Raw genomic sequence first — 21,918 nt, 5'->3', positions numbered from 1 at the left:
CGGCTACCGACCGTCGTCGGGCGGGTCCACGACCTCGCCCCGCACGACGTCGTGGCCATCGGGTCGCGTCCCCCTCGGGGGGCGCGGCCCGTTCGTCGTCCCGCCCCCGGTCGGACCCCCGTACGCCGCCCCGCCGGCGAGCAGCCGCCGCGCGACCATCCCGGTCAGCGCGGCCCGCGCCAGGGGACGGGTCAGCGGCAGGATCAGCAGGATGCCCACGAGGTCGGTCACGAAGCCCGGCGCCACCATCAGCACGCCGCCGACCAGGACCAGCCCGGCGTCGGCGAGCTCGCGCGCGGGCATGCGTCCGGACTGCAGCGCGGTGGTGAGCGCCCGCCAGGCCCGGCGCCCCTCCCGGCGGACCAGCCACCCGCCCACCACCGCGGACAGCAGCAGCAGGCCCACCGTCGGCCAGGCCCCGATGACCTCGCCGACCTGGATCAGCACGAACAGCTCGACCAGCGGGACCACGAGGAAGGTCAGGGCCAGCACGGTGAGCACGGGCGAGCGGCGGCGACGGGGCGGAGGCGCACCGGGCCCGCCCCGGGCGGCACCAGGGCTGCTCATCGGCTCCCCCGGCTGCCGTCGAGGGCGCGACGCACGCGGGGGACCGCCGTGCGGCGCCGCTCCCGCAGGCCCCACCCGGTGATGCGCCACAGCGACTCCGCGGCCACCCGGCCGCTCATCTTGGACTGCCCCCGCACCCGTTCGACGAAATCGATGGGGACCTCGCGCACCACGAGTCCGGCGGACGTCGCACGCCAGGCGAGGTCGGTCTGGAACACGTAGCCCGTCGACCTGACCGTCTCCAGGGCCAGCGTCTCGAGGGCCGAGCGGCGGTAGAGCCGGAAGCCCGCGGTGGCGTCGCGGACACCCATCCCCAGCAGCAGGCGGACGTAGGCGTTGCCGCCGCGGGAGAGCAGCTCCCGGTGCCGCGGCCAGTTCTCCACGCTGCCGCCCGGGACCCAGCGCGAGCCGATGACGACGTCCGCGGCCGGGCCGCCGTCCGCGCCGTGCAGGGCGTCCAGCAGCCGGTGCAGCTGCTCGGGCTGGTGGGACCCGTCGGCGTCCATCTCGCCGACCACGTCGTAGCCCGCGCGCATCGCGACCGCGAACCCGGCGAGGTACGCCGCCCCGAGGCCGCCCTTGGCCGTGCGGTGCAGCACGCGCACGCCGGGGTCGTCGGCCGCCAGGGCGTCCGCGACGTCGCCGGTGCCGTCGGGCGAGTCGTCGTCCACGACGAGGACGTCGACGTCGGGCCGGCTGCGCCGCAGGCGCCCCACGATCCAGGCGAGGTTCTCGACCTCGTCGTAGGTGGGGACCACCATCACGACCCGGCCCTCGGGGACCGGGCGGGTGGGGTCGCTCACGCCCACGTGTCCTCCTCCACGTCGGTGCGGGTGGGTCGGTCCTCCCCCGGCACGGCCTGGTCCTGGTCGCGGTCCCGGTCGTGCCCGTCCTCCTGCCGCCTGCGCCGTCGACCATACGGGAGCAGGGCGAGCACGAGCCCGACCGGCACGGACAGCATCGCGAGGCGGCCGAGCCACGGGGCGACGCTCACCGACGGGGGCGCGCCCACGGCGCGGGGGACGTCGGCCTCGACGACCGCCTGCGTCCGCGGGGCCGCGCTCTCGGTGACCTCGCCGTCGGGCCCGATGACCCCGGAGACGCCGTTGATGGCGGCGACCACGGTGGTCCGGCCGGTCTCCATGGCCCGCATGCGGGTGATCTCGAACTGCTGGTCGATCTGGTTGGTGTCGATGAACATGGCGTTGGACGTCTGCACCACCAGCACCTCGGCGCCGGCGGCGACCTGGGCGGTGATCCCGTCGTCGTAGGCGACGTCGAAGCAGATCGAGTCGCCCAGCGCGACCTCGCCGCCGGAGGCGAGCGGCACCCGGATCGGGTCGGTGCGGTCGCCGGCCAGCATGTCGCGCGGGATCAGGTCGAGCCGGCTGACCTGGTCGGTCACCCAGCCGAGGAGCGGGCTGTCGCGGTAGGGGATGAACTCCCCGAACGGGACCGGGTGCCACTTGGTGTACCGCTGGCCCGCGCCCACGCCGGGGGTGAACAGCACCCCCTGGTTGAGCACCTGGCCCTCCTGCGGCGCGTCGACGATCGCCCCGACCAGGAGCGGCACGTCGACGGCGTCCACGGCGGTGTCGACGCCGGCGCGCACGCTGCCGGTGAACGGGTCGGACGTCGTGGAGTTCTCCGGCCAGACGACCACGTCGGGGCGCGGGGTCTCCCCCGCGGCCACCCGGTCGGCGAGCGCCACGGTGGCGTCGACGTGGTTGGCGAGCAGCTGACGGGTGTCGAACAGGACGTCGTCGCCCGGTCCGGGGACGTTGCCCTGCACGGCCGCGATCCGGGCGGTGCCCGAGGTGTCCTGGCGGTGCTGGACCACGTGCGGGACCCCGACGAGGAGGAGCAGGACGACCGCGGCGCCGGCCAGCAGGCCAGGGCGCCGACGTCCCTCGGCCACCGCCCAGACCAGGACGACCCCCGTGGCGGCCATGAGGAGGGAGGTGCCGACCGAGCCCCACCAGGGCAGGCCGGCGGCGTACGGCGAGTCCGGCGAGGCGAAGGCCAGGCGGCCCCAGGGGAAGCCGCCGAAGGGCCAGGACCCTCGTGCGGTCTCCGTCGCGACCCACGCCAGGCTGACCCAGACCGGCCACCCGGGGAGCCGCACCAGCAGCACCGTCGCCAGCGCCCAGGCGGTGTAGAACGACCCCTCGAGGAGCCCGACGCCGATCCAGGCGTCGACCCCGATCACACGCATCCAGAGGAGGAGGGTCACCTGGAAGGCGGCGCCGAGCACGATCGCCGGCACCACCGCGACCCGCAGACGACGCGAGCGCAACCGGTGCATCGACCAGGTCGCGCCGGCGACCCCCAGCGGCGCGAGCACCCACAGGCCCACCGGCTGGAACGCGCCGACCAGGGCCAGTCCGCTCGCCAGCGCGATCAGCGTGGAGGCGAGCACGACCCGAACGCTACCGGGGCCGCCCGAGCCCGCCCGACGTGCGGGCGGACCAGGGCCGGCACCGGGCGCGTTGCAGCACAGCGGAAGGGGCCGAGACCCTTCGGACCGACCCAGGACCGACCGGCTGCCGGCACCAGGAAGTTGTCTACGGAGTCACGACCCCTTCCGCGTCCGCTCCCCACGAGCGGCACCGACCTCCGTGGACGGTCTTGGCGGGGTTCGTGGTATCCGACCCTCCAAGATCGCCACTCGGACGCCGGTCCGCTACCGCGGACTGCACGAGCAGACACCTGGACTCTCGTGCAGCAGGCAAGGGGTGTCAAACGGGCGCTGACCTGCGGGGACGCGCATCGTCGCAGGTCAGCGCGGTACCCCCTCCGCCGAACTACTGTCGTGTAACTCCGACGGGCTCGGCGTGTCGCCGCCGGACACGCCGGGGTGCCGACGCTGGTCTAGCGACCGGTGGGAACGACCCTCCCCGCCGCCCAGGAGCGGAGCGGCCGGGGCAGCGCGGCCGGGTCGTCGAGGGGTGGCAGGTGCTCGTCCGTCAGCCCGGCGGGGCAGTCCCACAGGGTCAGGTCGGCGCGGGCGCCGACCGCGAGCCGGCCGCCGGCGTCGTCGCGCCCGGCGCGCGCCGAGCCCGCGGTGTGCGCCAGGTAGGCCGTCATCGGCCCGACACGGTGCTGCGGGGCGTGGTGGTGGACGGCGGCACGGACGGGCCTGCCACGGTCCCACCGGCGTCACCGGTGCGTCGGACCCGAGGGCGAGCCCGCCGGAGGTGGCCGCCAGGTCGGCGAACGGGTTGGTCCGCTCCCAGCGGGGCCCGAGGCGGGTGGCGTACATCCCGTCGGGCCCGCCCCACAGGGCGTCGAACAGCGGCTGCACGCTGGCGGTCACGCCGAGCTCGTCCAGGACGGCGACCACGGCGGACGACGGCATCTCGACGTGCTCGACCCGGTGCCGGGCGGCACGCAGGCGCGCCGACCCGTCGGGGCCGAGCCGGCGCGCCGCGGCCGACAGCCCCTCCCCGACCGCGTCGAGCGCGGCGTCCCCGATGGCGTGGAACCCGGCCTGCAGGCCCGCCTCGGTGCAGGCGACCACGTGGTCGGCCACCTGGACCGCGTCGAGGTAGGCGTGCCCGCAGGAGCCGGCGTCGGCGTACGTCTCGCCCAGCGCGGCCGTCCGTGAGCCGAGGGCACCGTCGGCGACCAGGTCCCCCGCGAGGCCCTCGACCCCCAGCCGCCGGGCGGTGCCCACGGCGAGCAGCTCGCCCCAGTAGACGGTCGCCCGCAGCCCGGTCTCGGCCGCTGCCTGCCTCACGAGCGGGATCTCGGCCTCCGGACCGATGTGGGGCGCGGCGTTCTCGTGGAACCCGAGCAGCCCGACCGCGGCCATGGCCCGGCAGGCGGCGCGGGCGGCGTCGAGCCGGTCGGCGTCGGTGATCATCAGCTCGAGCGCGGCCCGGGCGGCGTGGTGGGCGTCGCGCTCCACGCGGCCGTCGTCGCTCCAGCCCTCGAGGTCGGCCAGGCCCGGGACCAGGGAGGCCAGTGCGGGCGAGAGCACCGCGGAGTGCCCGTCGACCCGGGTCAGCTGCACCCGACGCCCCGGTGCCGCGCGTTCGAGCTCCTCGGCCGTCGGGGGACGCGGCGTCGACCACCCGGTCTCGTCCCAGCCCTGGCCGAGGAGCACGCCGGCGTCCGGGTGCGCGGCCGCGTGGGCCGCGACGCGGTCGAGGACGGCGGTGAGGCTCGGCACGCCGGTGAGGTCCAGCCCCAGCAGCGCGAAGCCGGTCCGCACGGTGTGGACGTGGGCGTCGGTGAACCCGGCGGTCAGCAGCGCTCCTCGGGCGTCGACGACCTCGAGCGAGGCCCCGGCGCCGTCGTGGGCCGCGGCGGACCCGGCGTCGGTGATCGCCACGATCACGCCGTCCTCGACGGCCACGACGGTCTCGTCGCGGCCCGGCAGGCGGACGTCGCGCAGCAGCAGGCGCCGGGGCGACCCGGCGGCGTCGCCCCGGTCGTCGGCGTGCTCGGCGGCGGGCTCGGCGGCGTGGTCGGGCGGTTCGAGGCTCACGGGTCCACCTCATCATCGCCGTGGGCGTCCGCGGCGCAGGACACGTGAGAGGATGTCGCGTCCCAGGACCGCGACCGGGCACAGGAGAGGTCCACGCCATGACCGCAGTCACCGCCGCCGAGGCGTCCTCGTCGTCCCCGGCGTCCCGGCCGCTGCGCGCCGCAGGCTGGATGCTCCACACCTACACCGCCAGCGGCACCGCGATCGCCTTCGGCGCCCTCGTCGCCACGGTGGCGGGCAACGAGGTCCTCGCGCTGTGGCTGCTGTTCGCCGCCCTCGTGGTCGACGGCACCGACGGCCTGCTGGCCCGCCGGTTGCGGGTCTCACAGACGATCCCGGGCTTCGACGGCGCCCGCCTCGACGACATCGTCGACTACATCACCTACTGCTTCGTGCCCGTCTTCATGCTCTGGAACGGCGGCTACCTGCCGGACGGGACGCTCGGCGCCGTGCTCGCGGTGGCGCCGCTGCTCGCCTCGAGCTACCAGTTCTGCCGGGTCGACGCGAAGACCGACGACAACTGCTTCCTCGGCTTCCCGAGCTACTGGAACGTGGTGGCGTTGTACGTGATCGTGCTCGGGCTGTCGGACGCCGTCGTGGCGACCATCCTGCTCGTCTGCGCCGTGCTGGTGTTCGTGCCGGTGAAGTACCTCTACCCGTCGAAGACCAAGGTCCACCGGGTGCTCAACCTGGTCCTGGCGGGCGCGTGGCTCGTGACCTACGCGCTGATGCTCGTGCAGTACCCGGAGCCGCACCCGGCGGTGGTGACGGTGTCGCTCGCGTACGTCGTCTACTACGTGGGCGCGAGCCTGTGGATGACGGTGCGCGCCCCGCACCGCCGCGCTGCGCTCGACTGAGCGCGCTGGACTGAGTGCCCTCGACCGGGCGTCAGCCGACCGGGCGGCCCTCGTACGGCGTGGACAGAACGATCGTCGTCCGGGTGGAGACCCCCGCGGACGCGCGGATGCGGGCCAGCAGGTCCTCGAGGTCCACGGGCGTGCCCACCCGCACCTTGAGGATGTAGGACTCCTCCCCCGCCACCGACCAGCACGACTCGATCTCGGTGAGGTGCGCGAGGCGCTCGGGCGCGTCGTCGGGGGCCGCGGGGTCGGTCGGCCGGATCGACACGAACGCGGTGAGCGGGAGGCCCGCCGCCGCGTGGTCCACCCGCGCGCCGTAGCCGGTGATCAGGCCACGCTGCTCGAGGCGCTTGACCCGCTGGTGCACCGCGGAGGTCGACAGCCCGGTCGCGCGGCCCAGGTCGGTGAACGACATGCGCCCGTCGTCACCCAGCAGCCGCAGGATCGTGCGGTCGATGTCCTCCACTCGCTCACCCTAGGCGGCGGCACGACACGCGGTGGGAGACTGCGCGCATGACGGGACGCCTGATGCTGCTCGACACCGCCAGCCTGTACTTCCGTGCGTTCTTCGGCGTCCCCGACTCCGTCACGGCGCCCGACGGCAGCCCCGTGAACGCGGTGCGCGGGCTCATGGACTTCATCACCCGGCTGGTCGGGGAGTACCAGCCCACGCACCTCGCGTGCTGCTGGGACGACGACTGGCGACCCCAGTGGCGCGTCGACCTCCTGCCGTCGTACAAGGCGCACCGGGTGGTCGAGGAGGTCGTCTCCGACCCCGACGTCGAGGAGGTGCCGGACCCGCTCCAGGTACAGGTGCCCGTGATCCGGCAGGTCCTCGAGGCGCTGGGGATCGCTGTCGTCGGGCACGCCGAGATGGAGGCCGACGACGTCATCGGCACCCTGGCCACCGGCGCGGGGATGCCCGTCGACGTCGTCACGGGCGACCGCGACCTGTTCCAGCTCGTCGACGACGCCGCCGAGGTGCGGGTGCTCTACACGGCGCGCGGGGTCGGGCGCCACGACCGGGTCGACGACGCCTGGGTCGTCGAGCGCTACGGCGTGCACGCCGCGCAGTACGCCGACTTCGCGACGCTGCGGGGCGACTCGTCCGACGGCCTGCCCGGGGTGGCCGGGGTCGGCGACAAGACCGCCGCGACCCTGCTGGGCCGCTTCGGTGACCTGGACGGGATCCTCGCGGCCGTCGAGGACCCGTCGTCCGACCTCGGGCCGGGACCCCGCGGGAAGGTCCGCACGGCCACCGACTACCTGGCCGTGGCGCCGCGGGTCGTCGCCGTCCGTCGCGACCTGGACCTCGCCCACCACGACCTGACGCTGCCGTCGGCGCCCGCCGACCCCGACGGCTTCGCGGCGCTCACCGAGCGGTGGGGGCTCGGCAGCTCGGCGGAGCGACTGCTCGCCGTCCTGCGCGGCGAGGCTCCCCCGGAGCGGCCCCGGACCTGAGGTGCCCGCCGGTAGCGTGGCGGGCATGTCGAACATCGCCGTCGTCGGAGGCCACGGGCAGGTCGCCCGTCACCTGCACCCCTTCCTGGTCGAGGCCGGTCACACCCCGGTCGCCCTCGTGCGCAACGAGGACTACCGCGCCGACCTCGAGGCCGCCGGGGCGGAGGTCCGCCTCCTCGACATCGAGTCGGACGACGCCGCCGCCTTCGCCGCCGCCTTCGAGGGCTGCTCCGCAGTCGTGTTCGCCGCGGGCGGCGGGCCGGACGGCGACGTCGAGCGCAAGCGCACCGTCGACCTCGAGGGCTCGCTGAAGTCCGTCGAGGGCGCCCAGCAGGCCGGGATCTCCCGGTTCGTGCAGATCTCCGCCATCGGCGTCGACGAGCCCGTCGCCGACGACGCCGGCGAGGTGTGGCAGGCGTACGTCGCGGCGAAGCGCGACGCCGACGCGGCCCTCCGCGAGTCCGGGCTGGACTGGACGATCCTGCGCCCCGGGGGTCTCGTCGACGAGCCCGGCACGGGCATGGTGGCCCTCGCGCCGACGCTCGACCGCGGCTCCATCCCGCGCGCCGACGTCGCCGCCGTCGTGGCCGCCTGCCTCGACGAGGAGGCCACGATCGGCAAGCAGTGGGAGCTGGTGGCGGGGCAGACGCCCGTCCTGGCGGCGATCCGCAGCTCCTGAGGCCGCTCGGCCCTGGCCCGCGGCGGGCGACGCCCCGCCGGCTAGCGCTTCTGCTCGTTCCTCGTGGAAGCAGCTCGGACGTGCATCTTCTCGCCCTCCCGGCTGAAGATCGACAGCATCTCGACGCGGTGCCCGTCGGCGCCGCCGAACCAGTGCGGCAGGCGGGTGTCGAACTCGGCGACCTCGCCGGGCTCGAGCACGATGTCGTGGTCGCCCAGCACCATCCGTAGGCGGCCGTCGAGCACGTAGAGCCACTCGTAGCCCTCGTGGGTCCGCGGGTCCGGCTCACGGCGCTGCGACCCCGGCGCGAGGATCATCTTGTACGCCTGCAGCCCTCCCGCGCGGCGTGAGAGCGGGATCATCGTCAGCGGCCCGTTCGTGACCGCGCGCTGCGGCACACGGGGGTCGGTCGCGGTCGTCGTCTCCAGCAGCTCGTCGAGGGCCATCCCGTAGGCGCGGGCGATCGGCAGCAGCAGCTCGAGGGTCGGCTTGCGCCCACCCGACTCCAGGCGCGACAGCGTGCTGACCGAGATGCCCGTCTGCTCGGCCAGGCCCGCCAGCGTCACCCCCTGCTCGCCCCGCAGGGTCCGCAACCGCGGGCCCACCGCCTCCAGCACCGACTCGACGTCCACGCCCTCCAGTTTGCCGGATCGGCAAGGATGTTTGTCAATCTCCGGCGGACGCTGCAGTCTCGTGGTCATGGAGACGAACGAGGACGTGGTGGAGACGTACGACGCCGTGGTGGTCGGGGGCGGCCCCGCCGGGCTGAGCGGGGCGATCGCGATGGCGAGGTCGCGACGCCGGGTGCTGGTGGTGGACGCCGGGCGGCCGCGCAACGCTCCCGCCGAGGGCGCGCACAACCTCCTGGGCCGGGAGGGGGTGAAGCCCACCGAGCTGCTGGCGACCGGGCGCGACGAGCTCGCGTCGTACGGCGGCCACCTGACCCACGACGAGGCCGTCGGCGCCCGGCGGTCCGACGACGGGTTCGTGGTCACCCTCGCCAGCGGGCGGGAGGTCGCCTCCCGGGGCCTGCTGGTCACCTCGGGCCTGACCGACGAGCTGCCGGACGTCCCCGGCCTCGCCGATCGGTGGGGCCACGAGGTGCTGCACTGCCCGTTCTGCCACGGCTGGGAGGTGCGGGACCAGCGGATCGGCGTGCTGTCGACCGGGCCGATGACCACCCACCAGGCGCTGCTGTTCGGGCAGCTGTCCGACCGGGTCACCGTGCTGGCCCACACCGCACCGCCGTCGTCGGAGGACCGGGCGAGCCTCGACGCGATGGGGGTCGACGTCGCCGACGGCGAGGTCGTCGCGGTGGTCGGCGAGGACGGCGGGCCCCTCACGGGCGTCCGGCTCGCCGACGGCACCGTGGTCGACCTCGACGCCGTCGTGGTCGCCTCGCGGCTGGTGGCGGCGTCCCCGGTCCTGGCGGACCTGGGGCTGGAGGCGGTGGACCACCCGTCGGGCGCAGGTGTGCACTACCCGTCGGAGATGGCGGGGAGCACGTCGATGCCGCTCCTGCGGCTGGCCGGCAACGTCACCGACCTCATGGCCCAGGTGGGGGCCTCCGCGGCCGCTGGGGTCATGGCCGGGGCGGCGCTGCACGGCGACCTGATCCAGGCCGACCTCGCCGCGCGGCTGGCCGCCCGGGCTGCTACTCCGTGAGGCTCGAGTAGGCCACCACGCCGCGACGCAGCCGGGTGCCGGCCTCCCGCGCCACCGTGCGCAGGGGGCCGCCCCCGGCGGCCGCGGCGACCTGGTCGATGAGGTCGAGCAGCTGACGCACCCACCGGACGAAGTCACCCGCAGCCAGGTCGGTGCCGGCGAGGACGTCGTCCAGCTCCCCGCCCTCGGCCCACCGCCAGGCGGCCCACGCGAAGCCCAGGTCCGGCGCGCGGAGGTAGTCGAGGCGGTGGTCCTTCTCGAGGGTGTCCAGCTCGCGCCACAGCCGGACCGTCTGCTGGATCGCCCCGACCACCGGGCCGCGCGGCAGGCGCGGCTCGGCGGCGTCCTCGGGACGCCGGGCCTCGTAGACGAGCACGGAGACCGCGGCGGCCAGCTCGGAGGCGTCCAGGCCGTCCCACAGGCCCCGCCGCAGCGCCTCCGCCGCGACCAGGTCCATCTCGCCGTGCAGGCGACGCAGCCGCCGGCCACGGTCGGTGACCGTGTCGCCCTCGAGGTAGTCGAGCTCGTCGAGGACCTGGCAGACGCGGTCGAAGGAGCGGGCCACGGTGTGCGTACGACGCTCCACCCGCTGCCGCAGCGTCTCGGCGTCGGCGTGCAGCCGGTGCCAGCGATCGGCCCAGCGGGCGTGGTCCTCACGATCGGGGCAGTGGTGGCACGGGTGCGCGGCGAGCTGCCCGCGCAGCGCCGCGATCTCCGTCTCGACCGCCGACGGCAGCCCGACGGAGCCCCGCGAGCCGCGGGAGGGCCGGTCGAGGTCCCGGGTCCGCAGGTGCAGCGCGGAGGCGAGGTCGCGGCGCTGCTGCGGGTTGCGACCGTCGAAGGTCCGCGGGATCTTCATGGTCGTCACCGGGGTCACCGGGGTCGGGAAGTCCAGCAGGCTCAGGCGGCGCGCCTGGCGGCCCTCGGTGACGACGAGGGGTCGCGGCTCGCGGCCGTCGGTGCCGGGGTCCACGACCACCACCCACCCGGCGAACTTCCCCGCCGGCACGGCGACGACGTCGCCGCGGCGCAGCCGGGCCAGCGCGTCGCCCGCCTCGTCGCGCAGGTCCATGCGGCGGGCCTTCGCGGCGTTCTTCTCGACCTGGGAGATCTGTCGGCGCAGCGCGGCGTACGCCATGAAGTCACCGCGGTCGCAGGTGGCGGCCTCGGCGTACCCGGCGAGGGCGTCCTCCGCCTTCCTCAGCTGCGCGGCGAGGCCGACGACCGAGGCGTCGGCCTGGAACTGCGCGAAGGACTGCTCGAGGAGGTCCCGCGAGCGCTCCCGCCCGACCTGGGCGACCAGGTTGACCGCCATGTTGTACGACGGGCGGAAGCTCGACCGCAGCGGATAGGTCCGGGTGGAGGCGAGGCCGGCGACGGCCGCGGGGTCGATGCCCGGCTGCCACAGGACGACGGCGTGGCCCTCGACGTCCAGGCCGCGGCGCCCCGCGCGGCCGGTGAGCTGGGTGTACTCCCCCGGCGTGATGTCGGCGTGGGTCTCGCCGTTCCACTTGCTGAGCTTCTCGATGACCACGGTGCGGGCGGGCATGTTGATGCCCAGCGCGAGGGTCTCGGTGGCGAAGACCGCCTTGACCAGACCCTGGACGAACAGCTCCTCCACGCACTCCTTGAAGGTCGGCAGCATCCCGGCGTGGTGCGAGGCGATGCCGCGCGACAGGCCCTCGGCGAAGCGGGCGTAGCCCAGGACGCGGCGGTCCTCGTCGGGCAGGTGGCGGCACCGCTCCTCGACGAACGCGAGGATCGAGTCGCGCTCGGCCGGGGTGGTCAGCCGCAGGTCGGCGTCCAGGCACTGCTCGACGGCCGCGGCGCAACCGGCGCGGCTGAACACGAACACGATCGCGGGCAGCAGGCCGTCGCGGTCGAGGCGGGTGAGCACCTCCGGGCGGCTGGGGATCCACACGCGGCGGCCGTTGCCGACCTGCCGGGGGCCCGACCCGCGTCCGGCGGGCCCGCCCCGGCCGCGGCCGCTGCGAGCGCCCTTGGGCGAGCGGCGGTCCTTCACCCGGCTCGAGACCATGTCGTCGCGGGCCACGCGCAGCAGCTCGGAGTTGACCTTGGCGCCCTCGCGGACGAAGCCGGCGCGGGCGTCCACGTCGGAGTCCGCGAACAGGTCGTGGAGGCGGCGTCCGACCATGACGTGCTGGAACAGCGGCACCGGCCGCCTCTCCTCGACGATCGTCGAGGTGTCGCCGCGCACCGTCTCCAGCCACTCACCGAGCTCCTCGGCGTTGGACACGGTCGCGGACAGCGAGACCAGCGACACCGAGTCGGGGAGGTGGATGATGACCTCCTCCCACACCGCGCCGCGCATGCGGTCGGCGAGGTAGTGCACCTCGTCCATGACGACGTAGCCGAGGTCGGTGAGCGTCCCGGACCCGGCGTACAGCATGTTGCGCAGGACCTCGGTCGTCATGACGACGATGGGCGCGTCGCCGTTGACGGCGTGGTCGCCGGTCAGCAGCCCCACCTGGTCGGCGCCGTAGCGCCGCACGAGGTCGGCGTGCTTCTGGTTGCTCAGCGCCTTGATCGGCGTCGTGTAGAAGCACTTGCGTCCACCGGCCAGGGCGAGGTGGCAGGCGAACTCCCCGACCACCGTCTTGCCCGAACCGGTGGGCGCGGCCACCAGGACCCCCCGCCCGTCCTCGAGGTCGCGGCACGCCTCGAGCTGGAACTCGTCCAGGCCGAAGGGGTAGTGCGCCTCGAAGTCGACGAGCACCGGGTGCTTCGCGCGGCGCCGGCTCGCGGCGTACCGCTCGGCCGGGCTCAGGGTGTCCTCGCCGGCGCCGGCGCCGGCGCCGTCCCGGCCCTCCGGCTCGCGCGCGTCCGCGCTCCTCATGCCACTACCTCCAGCGCCCCGGGGACGCACTCGACCGTCAGCGGCAGTGGACCGAACCGTTCACCGTCCGCGTAGGCCACGATGCCCGGTGCCGCCAAGGTCACGCGCCGGACCCGGTGCCGCTCGTACGCCGGGTGGCTCGTGTGGGTGCCCCGGTACAGCCTCGGGTAGGTCCGGACCAGCTCGGGCCGGCTCATCGGACGGATGACGACGACGTCCAGCAGGCCGTCGTCCAGGACGGCGCCCTCGGTGATCCGCAGGCCACCGCCGAACGAGGGGCCGTTGCCGACGGCGACGAGCATCGCCGGGGTGCGGCGGGCCGCCCCGTCGAGGTCGAGCACGTAGTCGCGCGGGGTGAACGTCCGCAGCTCGGCCAGCGTGGCGAGCGTGTAGCGGGACCGCCCCCGCGGCCACGCCATGCCGTTCGCGCGCTCGTTGACGACCGCGTCGAACCCGGCGGCCAGCACCGTCACGAACCAGGTGGCGCCGCTGCGGGCGAGGTCGATCCGCCGCCGACGGGAGGCGACGACGCGGTCGGCGGCCGCGGCCGGGTCGTCGCGCGGGATGCCGAGGTAGCGGGCCACGTCGTTGCCGGTGCCGCAGGGCACCACCCCCAGCGGCACCGCCGTCCCGGCGAGGGCCTGCACGGCGGCGTGCACGGTCCCGTCGCCACCGACCGCGACGAGCACGTCCACCTCGTCGGCCACCGCCCGACGAGCCAGGTGCGTCGTCTCCACCGCGTCGGCGCCGGTCAGCGGACGGCAGAGGTACCCGGCGTCGCGCAACCGCGCGGCCGCGACCTCGCGCGCCGCCACGGCGCGCCCACCCCCGGCCGACGGGTTCGCCAGGAGGGCGATCGTGCGGGACACACCGCGACCCTAGTGGGCCCCGGCCCTCCGGCCGGGGACGCCCGAGGTCAGTGGCGTCCGCCGAGCAGGAGGCGGACCTCCCAGCGCCGCGGGTCGGCCCCCACCGCCCGGGCCATCCGCTCCACGGCGTCGAGGACGCCGTCCGCGGTGAACGCCGAGCCCGGGCACGCCAGCGTCGCCCGTCCCTCCCGCTGCACCAGGTGGACCTGCCCGTGCCGCCACGCCATGTGCGCCGCCCGCCGCACGTCCTCGTCCGCCACCACCCGCGGGTGCGCGTCGTCCACGGCCAACAGGTCGCACGCCAGCCCCACCTCGCCCGCGCCCTCACCCTCCGCGCCCGGGTCGCCCGGGTCGCCCGGGTCGCCGTTTCTGCCGAATCGGTCGTGCGGGAGGCCCGCGGCGTCGCCGTTTCCGCCGAAACGGCGTGCCGAGGCCCCCTCGACGCCGTCCTGAGCCGGGCCGATGCGGCCGCGGACGAGGTGGCCGGCGCGGACGGAGTCCTCGGCGCGCCAGGTCACGGCCTCGGTGCCGAGCCACTCGGGGAGGTCGAAGGGGTCCAGCGGGGTGAGGGGCGGCGGCGGGTCCAGGGCCCTCACAGGGGCGACAGCTCGTCGTCGGCCCACTGGTCGGTGCCGGAGGACCGGCGGGCACGCACCCGGTCCACGAACCGGGCGATGATCTCCGCGATGACGAACAGCACCAGCATCGGCAGCGCGAGCATCAGCATCGAGAACGGGTCGGTGGACGGCGTGGCGACGGCGGCGAAGATGAACGTGCCGATGATGATCCACGGCCGGTACTTGCCGATCTGCTTGCCGCTGACCACGCCCGCGAGGTTCAGCATGATCACGAACAGCGGGATCTCGAAGGCGACGCCGAACACCAGCAGCATCCGGGTGAAGAAGCTGAAGTACTCCCCGAAGTCCACCAGGCTGATCAGCTGGCCCGGGGTGAAGCCGATGAGGACCTCGATGCCGACCGGCAGCACGTAGTACGCCGTGGCCACGCCCGCGATGAACAGCGGACCCGCGACGGCCGCGAACACCCGGGTCCACAGCTTCTCGCGGGCGTGCAGGCCGGGGACGATGAAGGCCCACAGCTGGTAGAGCCAGTACGGCGAGGTGATGACCACCGCGGCGACGCCGGCCATCTTCAGCTGCAGCAGCAGCGGACCGGTGACGCGCCCGATCGTCGGGGTGGTGCTGACGCCCTCGGCGTCCAGGGCGCGCTGGGCCTGCTCGTACGGTCCGAGCACGAGCGAGAGCAGCTGCTCGTAGAAGAACAGCGCGGCGACGAAGACCACGATGAGCGCCAGCGTCGCCTTGAGGATCCGGGCGCGCAACTCGCGCAGGTGGTCCGAGAGCGCCATCTGCCCGTCGGGGCCGACCGGGTGGTGGGGCCGGCCGCGGAGCAGGTTGGCGACGCCCCCGAGGGGGACGGAGAGAGCCATCGTGACGGTGCTCGGCTCAGCTGGTGGAGTCGCGGTGCTCGCGCGTGGCCCGGATGTCCGCCTCGGTGGCGGCCGCGTTGCGGGCCTCGATCTCCTTCTCGGCGGGGTGCTTGTCGCTGTCCTTGACGCCGTCGTCGTCGCTGTCCATCAGACCCTTGGTCTCGGTCTTGAAGATGCGCAGGGCACGACCGGTGCCCCGGGCGAGGTCCGGGAGCTTCGCGGCGCCGAACAGCAGGATGATCACGCCGAAGATGAGCACCAGTTCCATGGTGCCGAGTCCGAACATCACGTGCTCCTCTGGATCGCGGGGGGACGGGCCTTCGTCACTCTACGTGGTGTTCGTCGTAGAGGCCCGCCACGGATGCCAGGTCGGCGGTGAACATCTGGGTGAACTCTGCGGGGCGGACGACGGTCGCCGCCGGCGCGAGCCGCAGCAGGGTACGGCGCAGCCACCGCTCGTCGGCGACGGCCAGGTCGACCTCGAGACCGCCGTCGGGCAGGGGCCTGACCTCGTCCACCTGGTAGTACTCCGGGACCCACCGCGCCTCCGGGGCGAGGCGGAGCGTCACCCGCAGCGCGTCCGCCGGAGGCTCGAACAGCCCGGAGCCCGGTGCCTGCGGCGGACGGGGGCCCTGGTCGGGGTGCTCGACCGGCGTGTCCAGGACGTCGGCCCGGCTGATGCGGTCGAGCCGGAACCAGCGGGGGGCCTCGGCGCGGTGGCACCACGCCCCCAGGTAATCGTGGCCCTGCTCGGTGACCAGCGTGTCGGGGTCGACGACCCGGTCGGACTCCTCGTCCCGCGCGGGGACCAGGTAGGTCAGGCGCAGCTGCCGGCCCTCGTCGATGGCCCGGCGGACGGTCGCGCGGGTCTCGCTCAGGCCCGCGGCGGGGTCGGCGCCGGCGTCGACCAGCTGCGCCACTCCCCCGGCCGCCACCTCGAGCTTGGCCAGCACCCGGTCCAGCACCTCGCGGGTCTCGTCGTCGGCGTCGGTGCGCAGCGAACGGAGCGCCACCACCAGCGCCGCGGCCTCGGTCGCCTGCAGGCGCAGGGGCCGTGACAGGTAGTCGGCGTTGGAGACCCGGACGACACCCTCCTGCTCGAGGGCGTCCAGGTCGACGTCGATCAGGTCGTCGGGGTAACCCCCGGGCAGGCCGCACATGAACAGCACCCGCAGGTCCTTGTCGAGCTGCCGGCGGCTCACGCCCAGGTCGGCCGCGGCGCGGTCCAGCGGCACCGAGCCGCGGTTGTTGAGGTAGGGCACCAGCCGCAGCAGCCGCCCGACCTGGTCGAGCGCCGGCTGCGCCGGCGTCCTGCTGCTCGTCGCGCTCACGCCTGCTCCTCCGCCCCGGCCCCGCCCGCCGCGGACAGCGCGGCCTGCACGCGTGCGCGCACCGATTCGCGCAGAACGGCAGGCCCCTCGACGTAGGCGTCGGCGCCGTGGGCCAGGACCTCGTCGGCGACTTCGGAGCCGGAGTCGGGCAGCTCGAGCCGGTCCCAGCCGGGCGTGCCGTCGGGCCCGTGGACGCCGGAGTCGACGGTCCGCGCCGCGCGGCGCAGGCCGTGGCCGGTGCCGGTCCGCACCAGCACGGAGGCGGCCACCCCGGGGGTGTCCCGGACCAGGTTGCGCGTCAGCTGGCCCACCTCGGTGCCCGGGGGCACGACGACCTCGCCCGGCTCACCGTCGGCGGCGACCTCCCCGACGACGCGACTGAGGCGGAAGACACGCGGCTCGGCACGGTCGCGGTCGTACCCCGCGACGTACCAGCGCCCCGACGACCGGACGACCCCCCACGGCTCCAGCCGCCGGGTGGCGGTCGGCTCGGCCGGACGCCGGCGGTAGGCGAACCGCACCGGACGCCCCTCGGTGACCGCCGTCCAGAAGGCCTCGAACGACGGCTCCTCGGCCCGCAGCCGCGGCTCGACCAGGTCGAGCGCCGAGCGGTCAAGCTCCACCCCGGCCGCCGTCAGGGTCGCCAGCGCCCGGGTCGTGTGGTCGGCGAGCCGGGCGTTGTCCCACGCCCGGCCGGCGAGCGCCACCACCGACGCCTCCTCCGCGGTCAGCGTCACCTCCGGCAGCGCGAACTGCTCCGGGCGGACCCGGTAGCCGACCTCGTCGTCGAAGTAGGCGTCCATCGCACCCACCTCGACGGGGACCCCGATGCTGCGGAGCTCCTCCTTGTCCCGCTCGAACATCTTCTCGAACGCCGTTTCGGACGAATCGGCGTACAGGACGTCGCGGATGCGGCTCTTCGGGATCCAGTGGCGGGTGACCAGCAGCATGATGAGCAGGTTGAGGAGCCGCTCGCTCTTGTCCGTCGCCATGCCGCTCCGTGCTCAGGCCGTGCTGGTGCCGAGGACGTCGATCACGAAGTACAGCGTGTCGTCGCCCTGGATGTCCGGCGGCTGGCCCTGCTCGCCGTAGCCGAGGTCCGGCGGGATCTCCAGCAGCACGCGGCTGCGGGTCGGGATGCCGGTGAGCCCCCGCTTCCACCCCTCGACGACACCGTCGAGGCTGAAGACGGCGGGGCCGGCCTCGGCGGGGGCCGCGGTCGGGTTGTTCGGGTCGGGCTTGGGGGCGGTGAAGTTCTGGTCGAACGGCTGTCGGCCGTCGAAGGTCTGGCCCAGGTAGGTCACCGCGACGAAGTCGTCGGCCTGGACCCGCGGGCCGTTGCCCTCGTTCAGGACCGTGACCTCGAGCTCGCCCGTCGGCTGCGCCGCGTTCGAGAAGTCCAGCTTGGTCACGGCGCCGCTCTCGTCCTCGACCACCCGGGGCGTACCGCGCGGCGGGGTCCGTGCCTCCTCGCTGACGGAGGGCTGCACGACGCCGACGGAGTCCATGACGAACAGGACGCTGTCGGCGTTGCCGATGCCGAGCTGGGGGTTGCCGAGCTCGCCGAAAGCGTCCTCCGGCGGGGAGACGACCGCCGTCCGGCTGCCGATCGTCGTGCCCTCGAAGGCACGGACGATCCCCGCCGGAAGGTCCCCGGAGGGCGTGAAGATCTGAGGCGTCGGCGGCTGGGAGTCCCAGGTGCTCAGCACCGTGTTCTCGGAGTAGCCGTTGCCGATGAGGATCTGCGCCATCACCCCGGCGTCGGCCGGGATCTCGGGCCCGTCGCCCTCGACGATGGTCTCGGACTCGGTCTCGTCCACCGCGACCCTGCCGTCCCACTCGACCTCGGGGGCGCGGCCCACGTTGTCGGAGATGGTGATGGAGTCGAGGCCGGCACCGGTCTGCTCGGCGCCCTCGGACTCGTCCTCGCCACAGGCCGCGAGACCCAGGACGAGGGCGGTCACGGCAGGGACGGCCAGCGCTCGACGGGTGGTGGTACGGGTTGCTCGACGCACGCCGGTCACCCTAACCGGGCCGCCCAGCCGCCGCGGAGGTCCCCCACGGCGTGTGTCGACGAGGCCGGGGGCGTACGGCGGGCGGCTGCTCACATGCCGTCGATGAGGCGCTGCACCCGCTCGTCGCTGGCACGGAACGGGTCCTTGCACAGGACGGTGCGCTGCGCCTGGTCGTTCAGCTTCAGGTGCACCCAGTCGACGGTGAAGTCGCGTCGACGCTCCTGGGCGCGGCGGATGAACTCGCCCCGCAGCTTGGCCCGGGTCGTCTGCGGGGGCAGCGACTTCGCCTCGAAGATCTTCAGGTCGCTGGTCACGCGCTGCACCTTGCCGCGCTTCTCCAGCAGGTAGTAGAGCCCACGGTCGCGGTGGATGTCGTGGTAGGCGAGGTCCAGCTGCGCCACCCGGGCGTGGCCCAGGGGCAGCCCGTGCTTGGCGCGGTAGGCGTCGATGAGCTTCCACTTGATGACCCAGTCGAGCTCGGTGTCGACCAGTCCCAGGTCGTCGGACTCGACGGCCTTCAGGCCCCGCTCCCACAGGTCCAGGCTGCGGTCGATGACCGGCGTCCGCAGGCCGCGGCGGTCGACGAACTCCTGCGCCTTCGCCAGGTACTCCCCCTGGATCTCCAGCGCGCTCGCCTCACGTCCGTTGGCCAGCGGGACCCGTCGGCGTCCGGTGATGTCGTGGGAGATCTCCCGAATCGCCCGAATCGGGTTCTCGAGGGTGAGGTCGCGCATCACGACGCCCTCCTCGATCATCCGCAGCACGAGGTCGCAGCTGGCGACCTTGAGCATCGTGGTCGTCTCGCTCATGTTCGAGTCGCCGACGATGACGTGCAGGCGGCGGTAGCGCTCGGCGTCCGCGTGCGGCTCGTCGCGGGTGTTGATGATCGGGCGGCTGCGGGTCGTGGCGCTGGAGACGCCCTCCCAGATGTGCTCGGCACGCTGGCTGACGCTGAAGCTCGCCCCGCGCGGGGTCTGGGTGACCTTGCCGGCGCCCACCACGATCTGGCGGGTGACCAGGAAGGGGATCAGGACGTCCGCCAGCCGTCCGAACTCGCCGGACCGGGTGACCAGGTAGTTCTCGTGGCAGCCGTAGGAGTTCCCCGCGGAGTCCGTGTTGTTCTTGAACAGGTAGATGTCGCCGGCGATGCCCTCGTCGTGCAGCCGCTGCTCCGCGTCGAGCAGCAGACCCTCCAGGACCCGCTCCCCCGCCTTGTCGTGGGTGACGAGGTCGACCACGTCGTCGCACTCGGGGGTGGCGTACTCGGGGTGGGAGCCGACGTCCAGGTACAGCCGGGCCCCGTTGCGGAGGAACACGTTGCTGCTGCGGCCCCAGCTGACGACCTTGCGGAACAGGTAGCGCGCCACCTCGTCGGGGCTCAACCTGCGCTGCCCCCGGAACGTGCACGTCACGCCGTACTCGTTCTCGATGCCGAAGATCCGCCGGTCCACGTCTGCACCCTAGTCCGGCACACCCGACCGCGGGGCCCGCGACGAGCCGTGGGCCGACGTGCGTCGGTTCACCAGCGGGTGATCGTCCCCATGGCCACCGCCCACCGCGAGCGCACCCGACGGCGCCCGGCGGGGTCGTACGTCGAGCCGGTCACCAGCCCCCGCCACCGGGCGAGGCGGCGGGGACGCGGCGTCCGGCCGAGGATCCGGTCCAGCTCGGCCATCACCACCGCTGGTCGTTGCGTGAGCTCCGGCAGGGTGTAGGCGCGCCGTCGGAGGTCGAGGTCCCCGATCAGGCGTTCCCGGCGGATGTCGGCGGCGTGGCGGGCCGGGTCGCGGTGCTCGCCGCCGTCGTACTCGACCAGCAGGTTCGTGCCTCGTACCCGCAGGTCGGCCCGCCCGAGCTCGCGGCCGTCGGGGTCGACCAGTGGCGACTGGACGTCGACCGGGACGCCGGCGCACCACAGGAGCAGCCGCAGCACCGTCTCCATCGGGGACTCGCTGCGTGGCTCGGCCAGCTCGACGGCCCGGCGGAGCAGCCGCACACCCGGCCGGCGGGTCTCGGTGATGCGGTGCAGCGCGCGGTAGGTGACGTCCCTCGCGCGCAGCGCGGACTCGACCAGCACCACGAGGTCGATGAGGTCGAGGTCTCGGGCGCAGCGCAGCAGGATCTCCTCGGGATGGTCCAGGGGCAGGCCGTCGACGATCCAGGGCCGGTGGTCGGGGCCTCGGCGGAACTGGCTGACCACCAGGCCCGCTCGGCGCACGGTCGGGTCGGGCGCGGAGACGGCCACGAAGATCGGCGTCCAGTCCCGGGACACGACCGGCAGCGCCCACCCCGCCAGCCGCGCCCCGGTGAGGCCGGTGAACATGGCGCTGCCGGCCAGCACGTACCGCCACGCGCCGAGGTCGCGACGCCACTCCGCGTCCTCGCTGAGGCCGGTGGCGATCTCCAGGAACAACCCGTGGCTGACCCGGCGGAACTGGGGGGACCTGATGTTGCCCCGGATCGGGGTCGCTTCGAGAGTCATGCCACGGAGCCTCGACCCGATCCAGCCGCCACGGAACAGCACTGTCCCGGGCCTGTGGGCAACCGGGTACGTCCGGCACCTGTGGACAGATTCTGTCCCGTTCAGGGCCCCCGTCGGTCGGCGTCGGCCAGCGGCACCGTGAGGTGCCGTTTCTGCCGAATCGGCGCATTTCCGGCCGCTTCCAGCGCCGTGTTGTGCCAAACGGCGCCGCTTCCCGGTCGCCGAGGGCCCCGCGGCCGACCGCTGCGGCCGGGGCCAGGAGCGGGTAGCGCCTGGTCGGGACGGCGCGGTGGCTCAGGCGGGCGGGGCGACGGGCGGAGGGTCGTCGTCGGAGACGGGGTACGGCGTCGGCTCGGGGGCGGACGAGGTGCCGGCGTCCGTGCCGGGTGACGTCGGGGCTTCGTCGCTCCCGCCGGCAGCGGGTGCAGCCCCCGACCCGGTGTCCCCCTCGGTGTCCCCCGCGGTGTCCGGGGTCGGCCCGGAGTCCCGGTCCCCCAGCAGCTCGGTCAGGCGCGAGGGGCGCAGCCGGGAGAACTTGCGCGCCCGCGTCCGGGTCCGGTCGAGGACGGCGACCTCGAGGTCCTCCACCGGCACGACCCGGTCACCGGTCTCGGAGTGACCCAGGGCCGAGACGGCGAGCCGCAGCGCGGTCCGGAGGTCCGACCCGGGCTGGTAGGAGGCCGCCAGGGCCGACGCGACGACGTCCGCGGCCCCACCCATCACGGCGTACCCGTGCTCGTCGGCCACCTGGCCGTCGTACGTCAGGCGGTAAACCTGGTCGTCCTCGGCGGAGGCGCCGATCTCGGCGACGAACAGCTCCACCTCGTACGGCTTCTCGCCGCCCGAGGAGAAGATCGTGCCGAGGGTCTGCGCGTAGGCGTTGGCGAGGCCACGTCCCGTGACGTCGCGGCGGTCGTAGGAGAAGCCGCGCATGTCGGCCAGCCGGACGCCGGCGATGCGGAGGTTCTCGAACTCGTTGTAGCGGCCGACCGCGGCGAACGCGATCCGGTCGTAGATCTCGGACACCTTGTGCAAGGCCTGGGACGGGTTCTCTGAAACGAACAAGACGCCGTCGGCGTACTGCACGGCCACCACGGACCGGCCGCGGGCGATGCCCTTGCGGGCGAAGTCCGCCCGGTCCTTCATCAGCTGCTCGGGCGAGACGTAGAACGGGGTGCTCATGGGGAGAT

Annotated in this window: 21 protein-coding genes; 4 read left to right on the top strand and 17 right to left on the bottom strand. The window is 74.3% G+C overall.

From position 1 onward, the window contains the following. Positions 1-3: 3 nt before the first annotated feature. From MJ876_RS10100 to MJ876_RS10085, 4 genes are all read right to left on the bottom strand, one after another. A complete protein-coding gene (locus MJ876_RS10100; RefSeq protein WP_240236153.1) occupies positions 4-567 on the bottom strand; it encodes an FxsA family protein in 564 nt (187 codons plus the stop codon). Beyond that, positions 564-1,370: a polyprenol monophosphomannose synthase gene (locus MJ876_RS10095; RefSeq protein ID WP_240236152.1), complete on the bottom strand. Its 807-nt coding sequence runs from the start codon at positions 1,368-1,370 to the stop codon at positions 564-566. The genes MJ876_RS10100 and MJ876_RS10095 overlap by 4 nt, the downstream gene beginning before the upstream one ends. After that, positions 1,367-2,986, bottom strand: coding sequence for an apolipoprotein N-acyltransferase (lnt, locus tag MJ876_RS10090; protein ID WP_240236151.1), 1,620 nt, complete (start codon positions 2,984-2,986; stop codon positions 1,367-1,369). The genes MJ876_RS10095 and lnt overlap by 4 nt, the downstream gene beginning before the upstream one ends. A 360-nt stretch (positions 2,987-3,346) precedes the next feature. Next, positions 3,347-5,059 carry an amidohydrolase gene (locus MJ876_RS10085; protein WP_240236150.1) on the bottom strand — a complete coding sequence of 571 codons (1,713 nt, stop codon included), beginning with the start codon at positions 5,057-5,059 and terminating at the stop codon, positions 3,347-3,349. 98 nt (positions 5,060-5,157) lie between these two features. On the opposite strand from MJ876_RS10085, the gene MJ876_RS10080 reads away from it, so the two are divergent. Continuing rightward, positions 5,158-5,916, top strand: coding sequence for a phosphatidylcholine/phosphatidylserine synthase (locus MJ876_RS10080; protein WP_240236149.1), 759 nt, complete (start codon positions 5,158-5,160; stop codon positions 5,914-5,916). Positions 5,917-5,947: 31 nt separating this feature from the next. Here MJ876_RS10080 and MJ876_RS10075 read toward each other — a convergent pair whose 3' ends face one another. Continuing rightward, positions 5,948-6,385 carry an Lrp/AsnC family transcriptional regulator gene (locus tag MJ876_RS10075; RefSeq protein WP_240236148.1) on the bottom strand — a complete coding sequence of 146 codons (438 nt, stop codon included), beginning with the start codon at positions 6,383-6,385 and terminating at the stop codon, positions 5,948-5,950. A 47-nt stretch (positions 6,386-6,432) separates the two neighbouring features. Here MJ876_RS10075 and MJ876_RS10070 point away from each other — a divergent pair, with 47 nt between their 5' ends. Beyond that, on the top strand, positions 6,433-7,380 hold the full coding sequence (locus tag MJ876_RS10070; RefSeq protein ID WP_240236147.1) for a 5'-3' exonuclease: 948 nt from the start codon (positions 6,433-6,435) through the stop codon (positions 7,378-7,380). 25 nt (positions 7,381-7,405) lie between these two features. Beyond that, the gene (locus MJ876_RS10065; protein ID WP_240236146.1) at positions 7,406-8,059 is read left to right on the top strand and encodes an SDR family oxidoreductase; all 654 of its coding nucleotides are present in this window, start codon (positions 7,406-7,408) and stop codon (positions 8,057-8,059) included. Between the two features lie 41 nt (positions 8,060-8,100). Here MJ876_RS10065 and MJ876_RS10060 read toward each other — a convergent pair whose 3' ends face one another. Then, positions 8,101-8,691: a helix-turn-helix domain-containing protein gene (locus MJ876_RS10060; RefSeq protein WP_240236145.1), complete on the bottom strand. Its 591-nt coding sequence runs from the start codon at positions 8,689-8,691 to the stop codon at positions 8,101-8,103. 67 nt (positions 8,692-8,758) lie between these two features. Here MJ876_RS10060 and MJ876_RS10055 point away from each other — a divergent pair, with 67 nt between their 5' ends. Beyond that, positions 8,759-9,724 (top strand): NAD(P)/FAD-dependent oxidoreductase, encoded by a 966-nt coding sequence (locus tag MJ876_RS10055; RefSeq protein ID WP_240236144.1) that lies wholly within the window; start codon positions 8,759-8,761, stop codon positions 9,722-9,724. On the opposite strand, the gene MJ876_RS10050 is transcribed toward MJ876_RS10055, so the two are convergent. From MJ876_RS10050 to prcA, 11 genes are all read right to left on the bottom strand, one after another. After that, complete coding sequence (locus tag MJ876_RS10050; RefSeq protein ID WP_240236143.1) at positions 9,714-12,581, bottom strand: RNA helicase; 2,868 nt, start codon at positions 12,579-12,581, stop codon at positions 9,714-9,716. The two genes, MJ876_RS10055 and MJ876_RS10050, sit on opposite strands and share 11 nt — an antisense overlap. Further along, positions 12,578-13,450: a diacylglycerol kinase family protein gene (locus tag MJ876_RS10045; protein WP_240236142.1), complete on the bottom strand. Its 873-nt coding sequence runs from the start codon at positions 13,448-13,450 to the stop codon at positions 12,578-12,580. Before MJ876_RS10045 ends, MJ876_RS10050 begins: the two co-directional genes overlap by 4 nt. A gap of 47 nt (positions 13,451-13,497) precedes the next feature. Beyond that, complete coding sequence (locus tag MJ876_RS10040; RefSeq protein ID WP_240236141.1) at positions 13,498-14,046, bottom strand: hypothetical protein; 549 nt, start codon at positions 14,044-14,046, stop codon at positions 13,498-13,500. Then, on the bottom strand, positions 14,043-14,900 hold the full coding sequence (gene tatC / locus MJ876_RS10035; RefSeq protein WP_240236140.1) for a twin-arginine translocase subunit TatC: 858 nt from the start codon (positions 14,898-14,900) through the stop codon (positions 14,043-14,045). The genes MJ876_RS10040 and tatC overlap by 4 nt, the downstream gene beginning before the upstream one ends. A 16-nt stretch (positions 14,901-14,916) precedes the next feature. Then, positions 14,917-15,186 (bottom strand): Sec-independent protein translocase subunit TatA, encoded by a 270-nt coding sequence (locus MJ876_RS10030; protein WP_240236139.1) that lies wholly within the window; start codon positions 15,184-15,186, stop codon positions 14,917-14,919. Between the two features lie 37 nt (positions 15,187-15,223). Next, positions 15,224-16,231, bottom strand: coding sequence for a YafY family protein (locus MJ876_RS22190; protein ID WP_240236138.1), 1,008 nt, complete (start codon positions 16,229-16,231; stop codon positions 15,224-15,226). After that, positions 16,228-17,223, bottom strand: a complete 996-nt coding sequence (locus tag MJ876_RS10020) for a YafY family protein (RefSeq protein WP_240236137.1) — start codon at positions 17,221-17,223, stop codon at positions 16,228-16,230. Before MJ876_RS10020 ends, MJ876_RS22190 begins: the two co-directional genes overlap by 4 nt. A 12-nt stretch (positions 17,224-17,235) precedes the next feature. Further along, positions 17,236-18,195 (bottom strand): FKBP-type peptidyl-prolyl cis-trans isomerase, encoded by a 960-nt coding sequence (locus MJ876_RS22185; RefSeq protein ID WP_240236136.1) that lies wholly within the window; start codon positions 18,193-18,195, stop codon positions 17,236-17,238. Positions 18,196-18,335: 140 nt separating this feature from the next. Beyond that, positions 18,336-19,697 carry a Pup--protein ligase gene (pafA, locus tag MJ876_RS10010; protein WP_240236135.1) on the bottom strand — a complete coding sequence of 454 codons (1,362 nt, stop codon included), beginning with the start codon at positions 19,695-19,697 and terminating at the stop codon, positions 18,336-18,338. A 68-nt stretch (positions 19,698-19,765) separates the two neighbouring features. Then, positions 19,766-20,728, bottom strand: a complete 963-nt coding sequence (locus tag MJ876_RS10005) for a hypothetical protein (RefSeq protein ID WP_240236134.1) — start codon at positions 20,726-20,728, stop codon at positions 19,766-19,768. A 294-nt stretch (positions 20,729-21,022) separates the two neighbouring features. Then, positions 21,023-21,910, bottom strand: coding sequence for a proteasome subunit alpha (gene prcA, locus MJ876_RS10000; protein WP_240236133.1), 888 nt, complete (start codon positions 21,908-21,910; stop codon positions 21,023-21,025). Positions 21,911-21,918 lie beyond the last annotated feature (8 nt).

Source organism: Nocardioides sp. CFH 31398 (assembly GCF_022436705.1).
In the GTDB taxonomy this organism is placed as follows: domain Bacteria; phylum Actinomycetota; class Actinomycetes; order Propionibacteriales; family Nocardioidaceae; genus Nocardioides.
The sequence above is the reverse complement of the archived record's forward strand: the minus strand, read 5'-3'. Positions and strand labels throughout refer to the sequence as shown.

Bases quoted from the DNA above. Each gene is read 5' to 3' on its own strand.
- MJ876_RS10005 (WP_240236134.1), bottom strand. From the start codon at position 20,728: ATGACTCTCGAAGCGACCCCGATCCGGGGCAACATCAGGTCCCCCCAG.
- MJ876_RS10050 (WP_240236143.1), bottom strand. From the start codon at position 12,581: ATGAGGAGCGCGGACGCGCGCGAGCCGGAGGGCCGGGACGGCGCCGGC.
- MJ876_RS10100 (WP_240236153.1), bottom strand. From the start codon at position 567: ATGAGCAGCCCTGGTGCCGCCCGGGGCGGGCCCGGTGCGCCTCCGCCC.
- prcA (WP_240236133.1), bottom strand. From the start codon at position 21,910: ATGAGCACCCCGTTCTACGTCTCGCCCGAGCAGCTGATGAAGGACCGG.
- MJ876_RS10030 (WP_240236139.1), bottom strand. From the start codon at position 15,186: ATGTTCGGACTCGGCACCATGGAACTGGTGCTCATCTTCGGCGTGATC.
- MJ876_RS10065 (WP_240236146.1), top strand. From the start codon at position 7,406: ATGTCGAACATCGCCGTCGTCGGAGGCCACGGGCAGGTCGCCCGTCAC.
- MJ876_RS10070 (WP_240236147.1), top strand. From the start codon at position 6,433: ATGACGGGACGCCTGATGCTGCTCGACACCGCCAGCCTGTACTTCCGT.
- MJ876_RS10020 (WP_240236137.1), bottom strand. From the start codon at position 17,223: ATGGCGACGGACAAGAGCGAGCGGCTCCTCAACCTGCTCATCATGCTG.
- MJ876_RS10080 (WP_240236149.1), top strand. From the start codon at position 5,158: ATGACCGCAGTCACCGCCGCCGAGGCGTCCTCGTCGTCCCCGGCGTCC.
- MJ876_RS10055 (WP_240236144.1), top strand. From the start codon at position 8,759: ATGGAGACGAACGAGGACGTGGTGGAGACGTACGACGCCGTGGTGGTC.
- tatC (WP_240236140.1), bottom strand. From the start codon at position 14,900: ATGGCTCTCTCCGTCCCCCTCGGGGGCGTCGCCAACCTGCTCCGCGGC.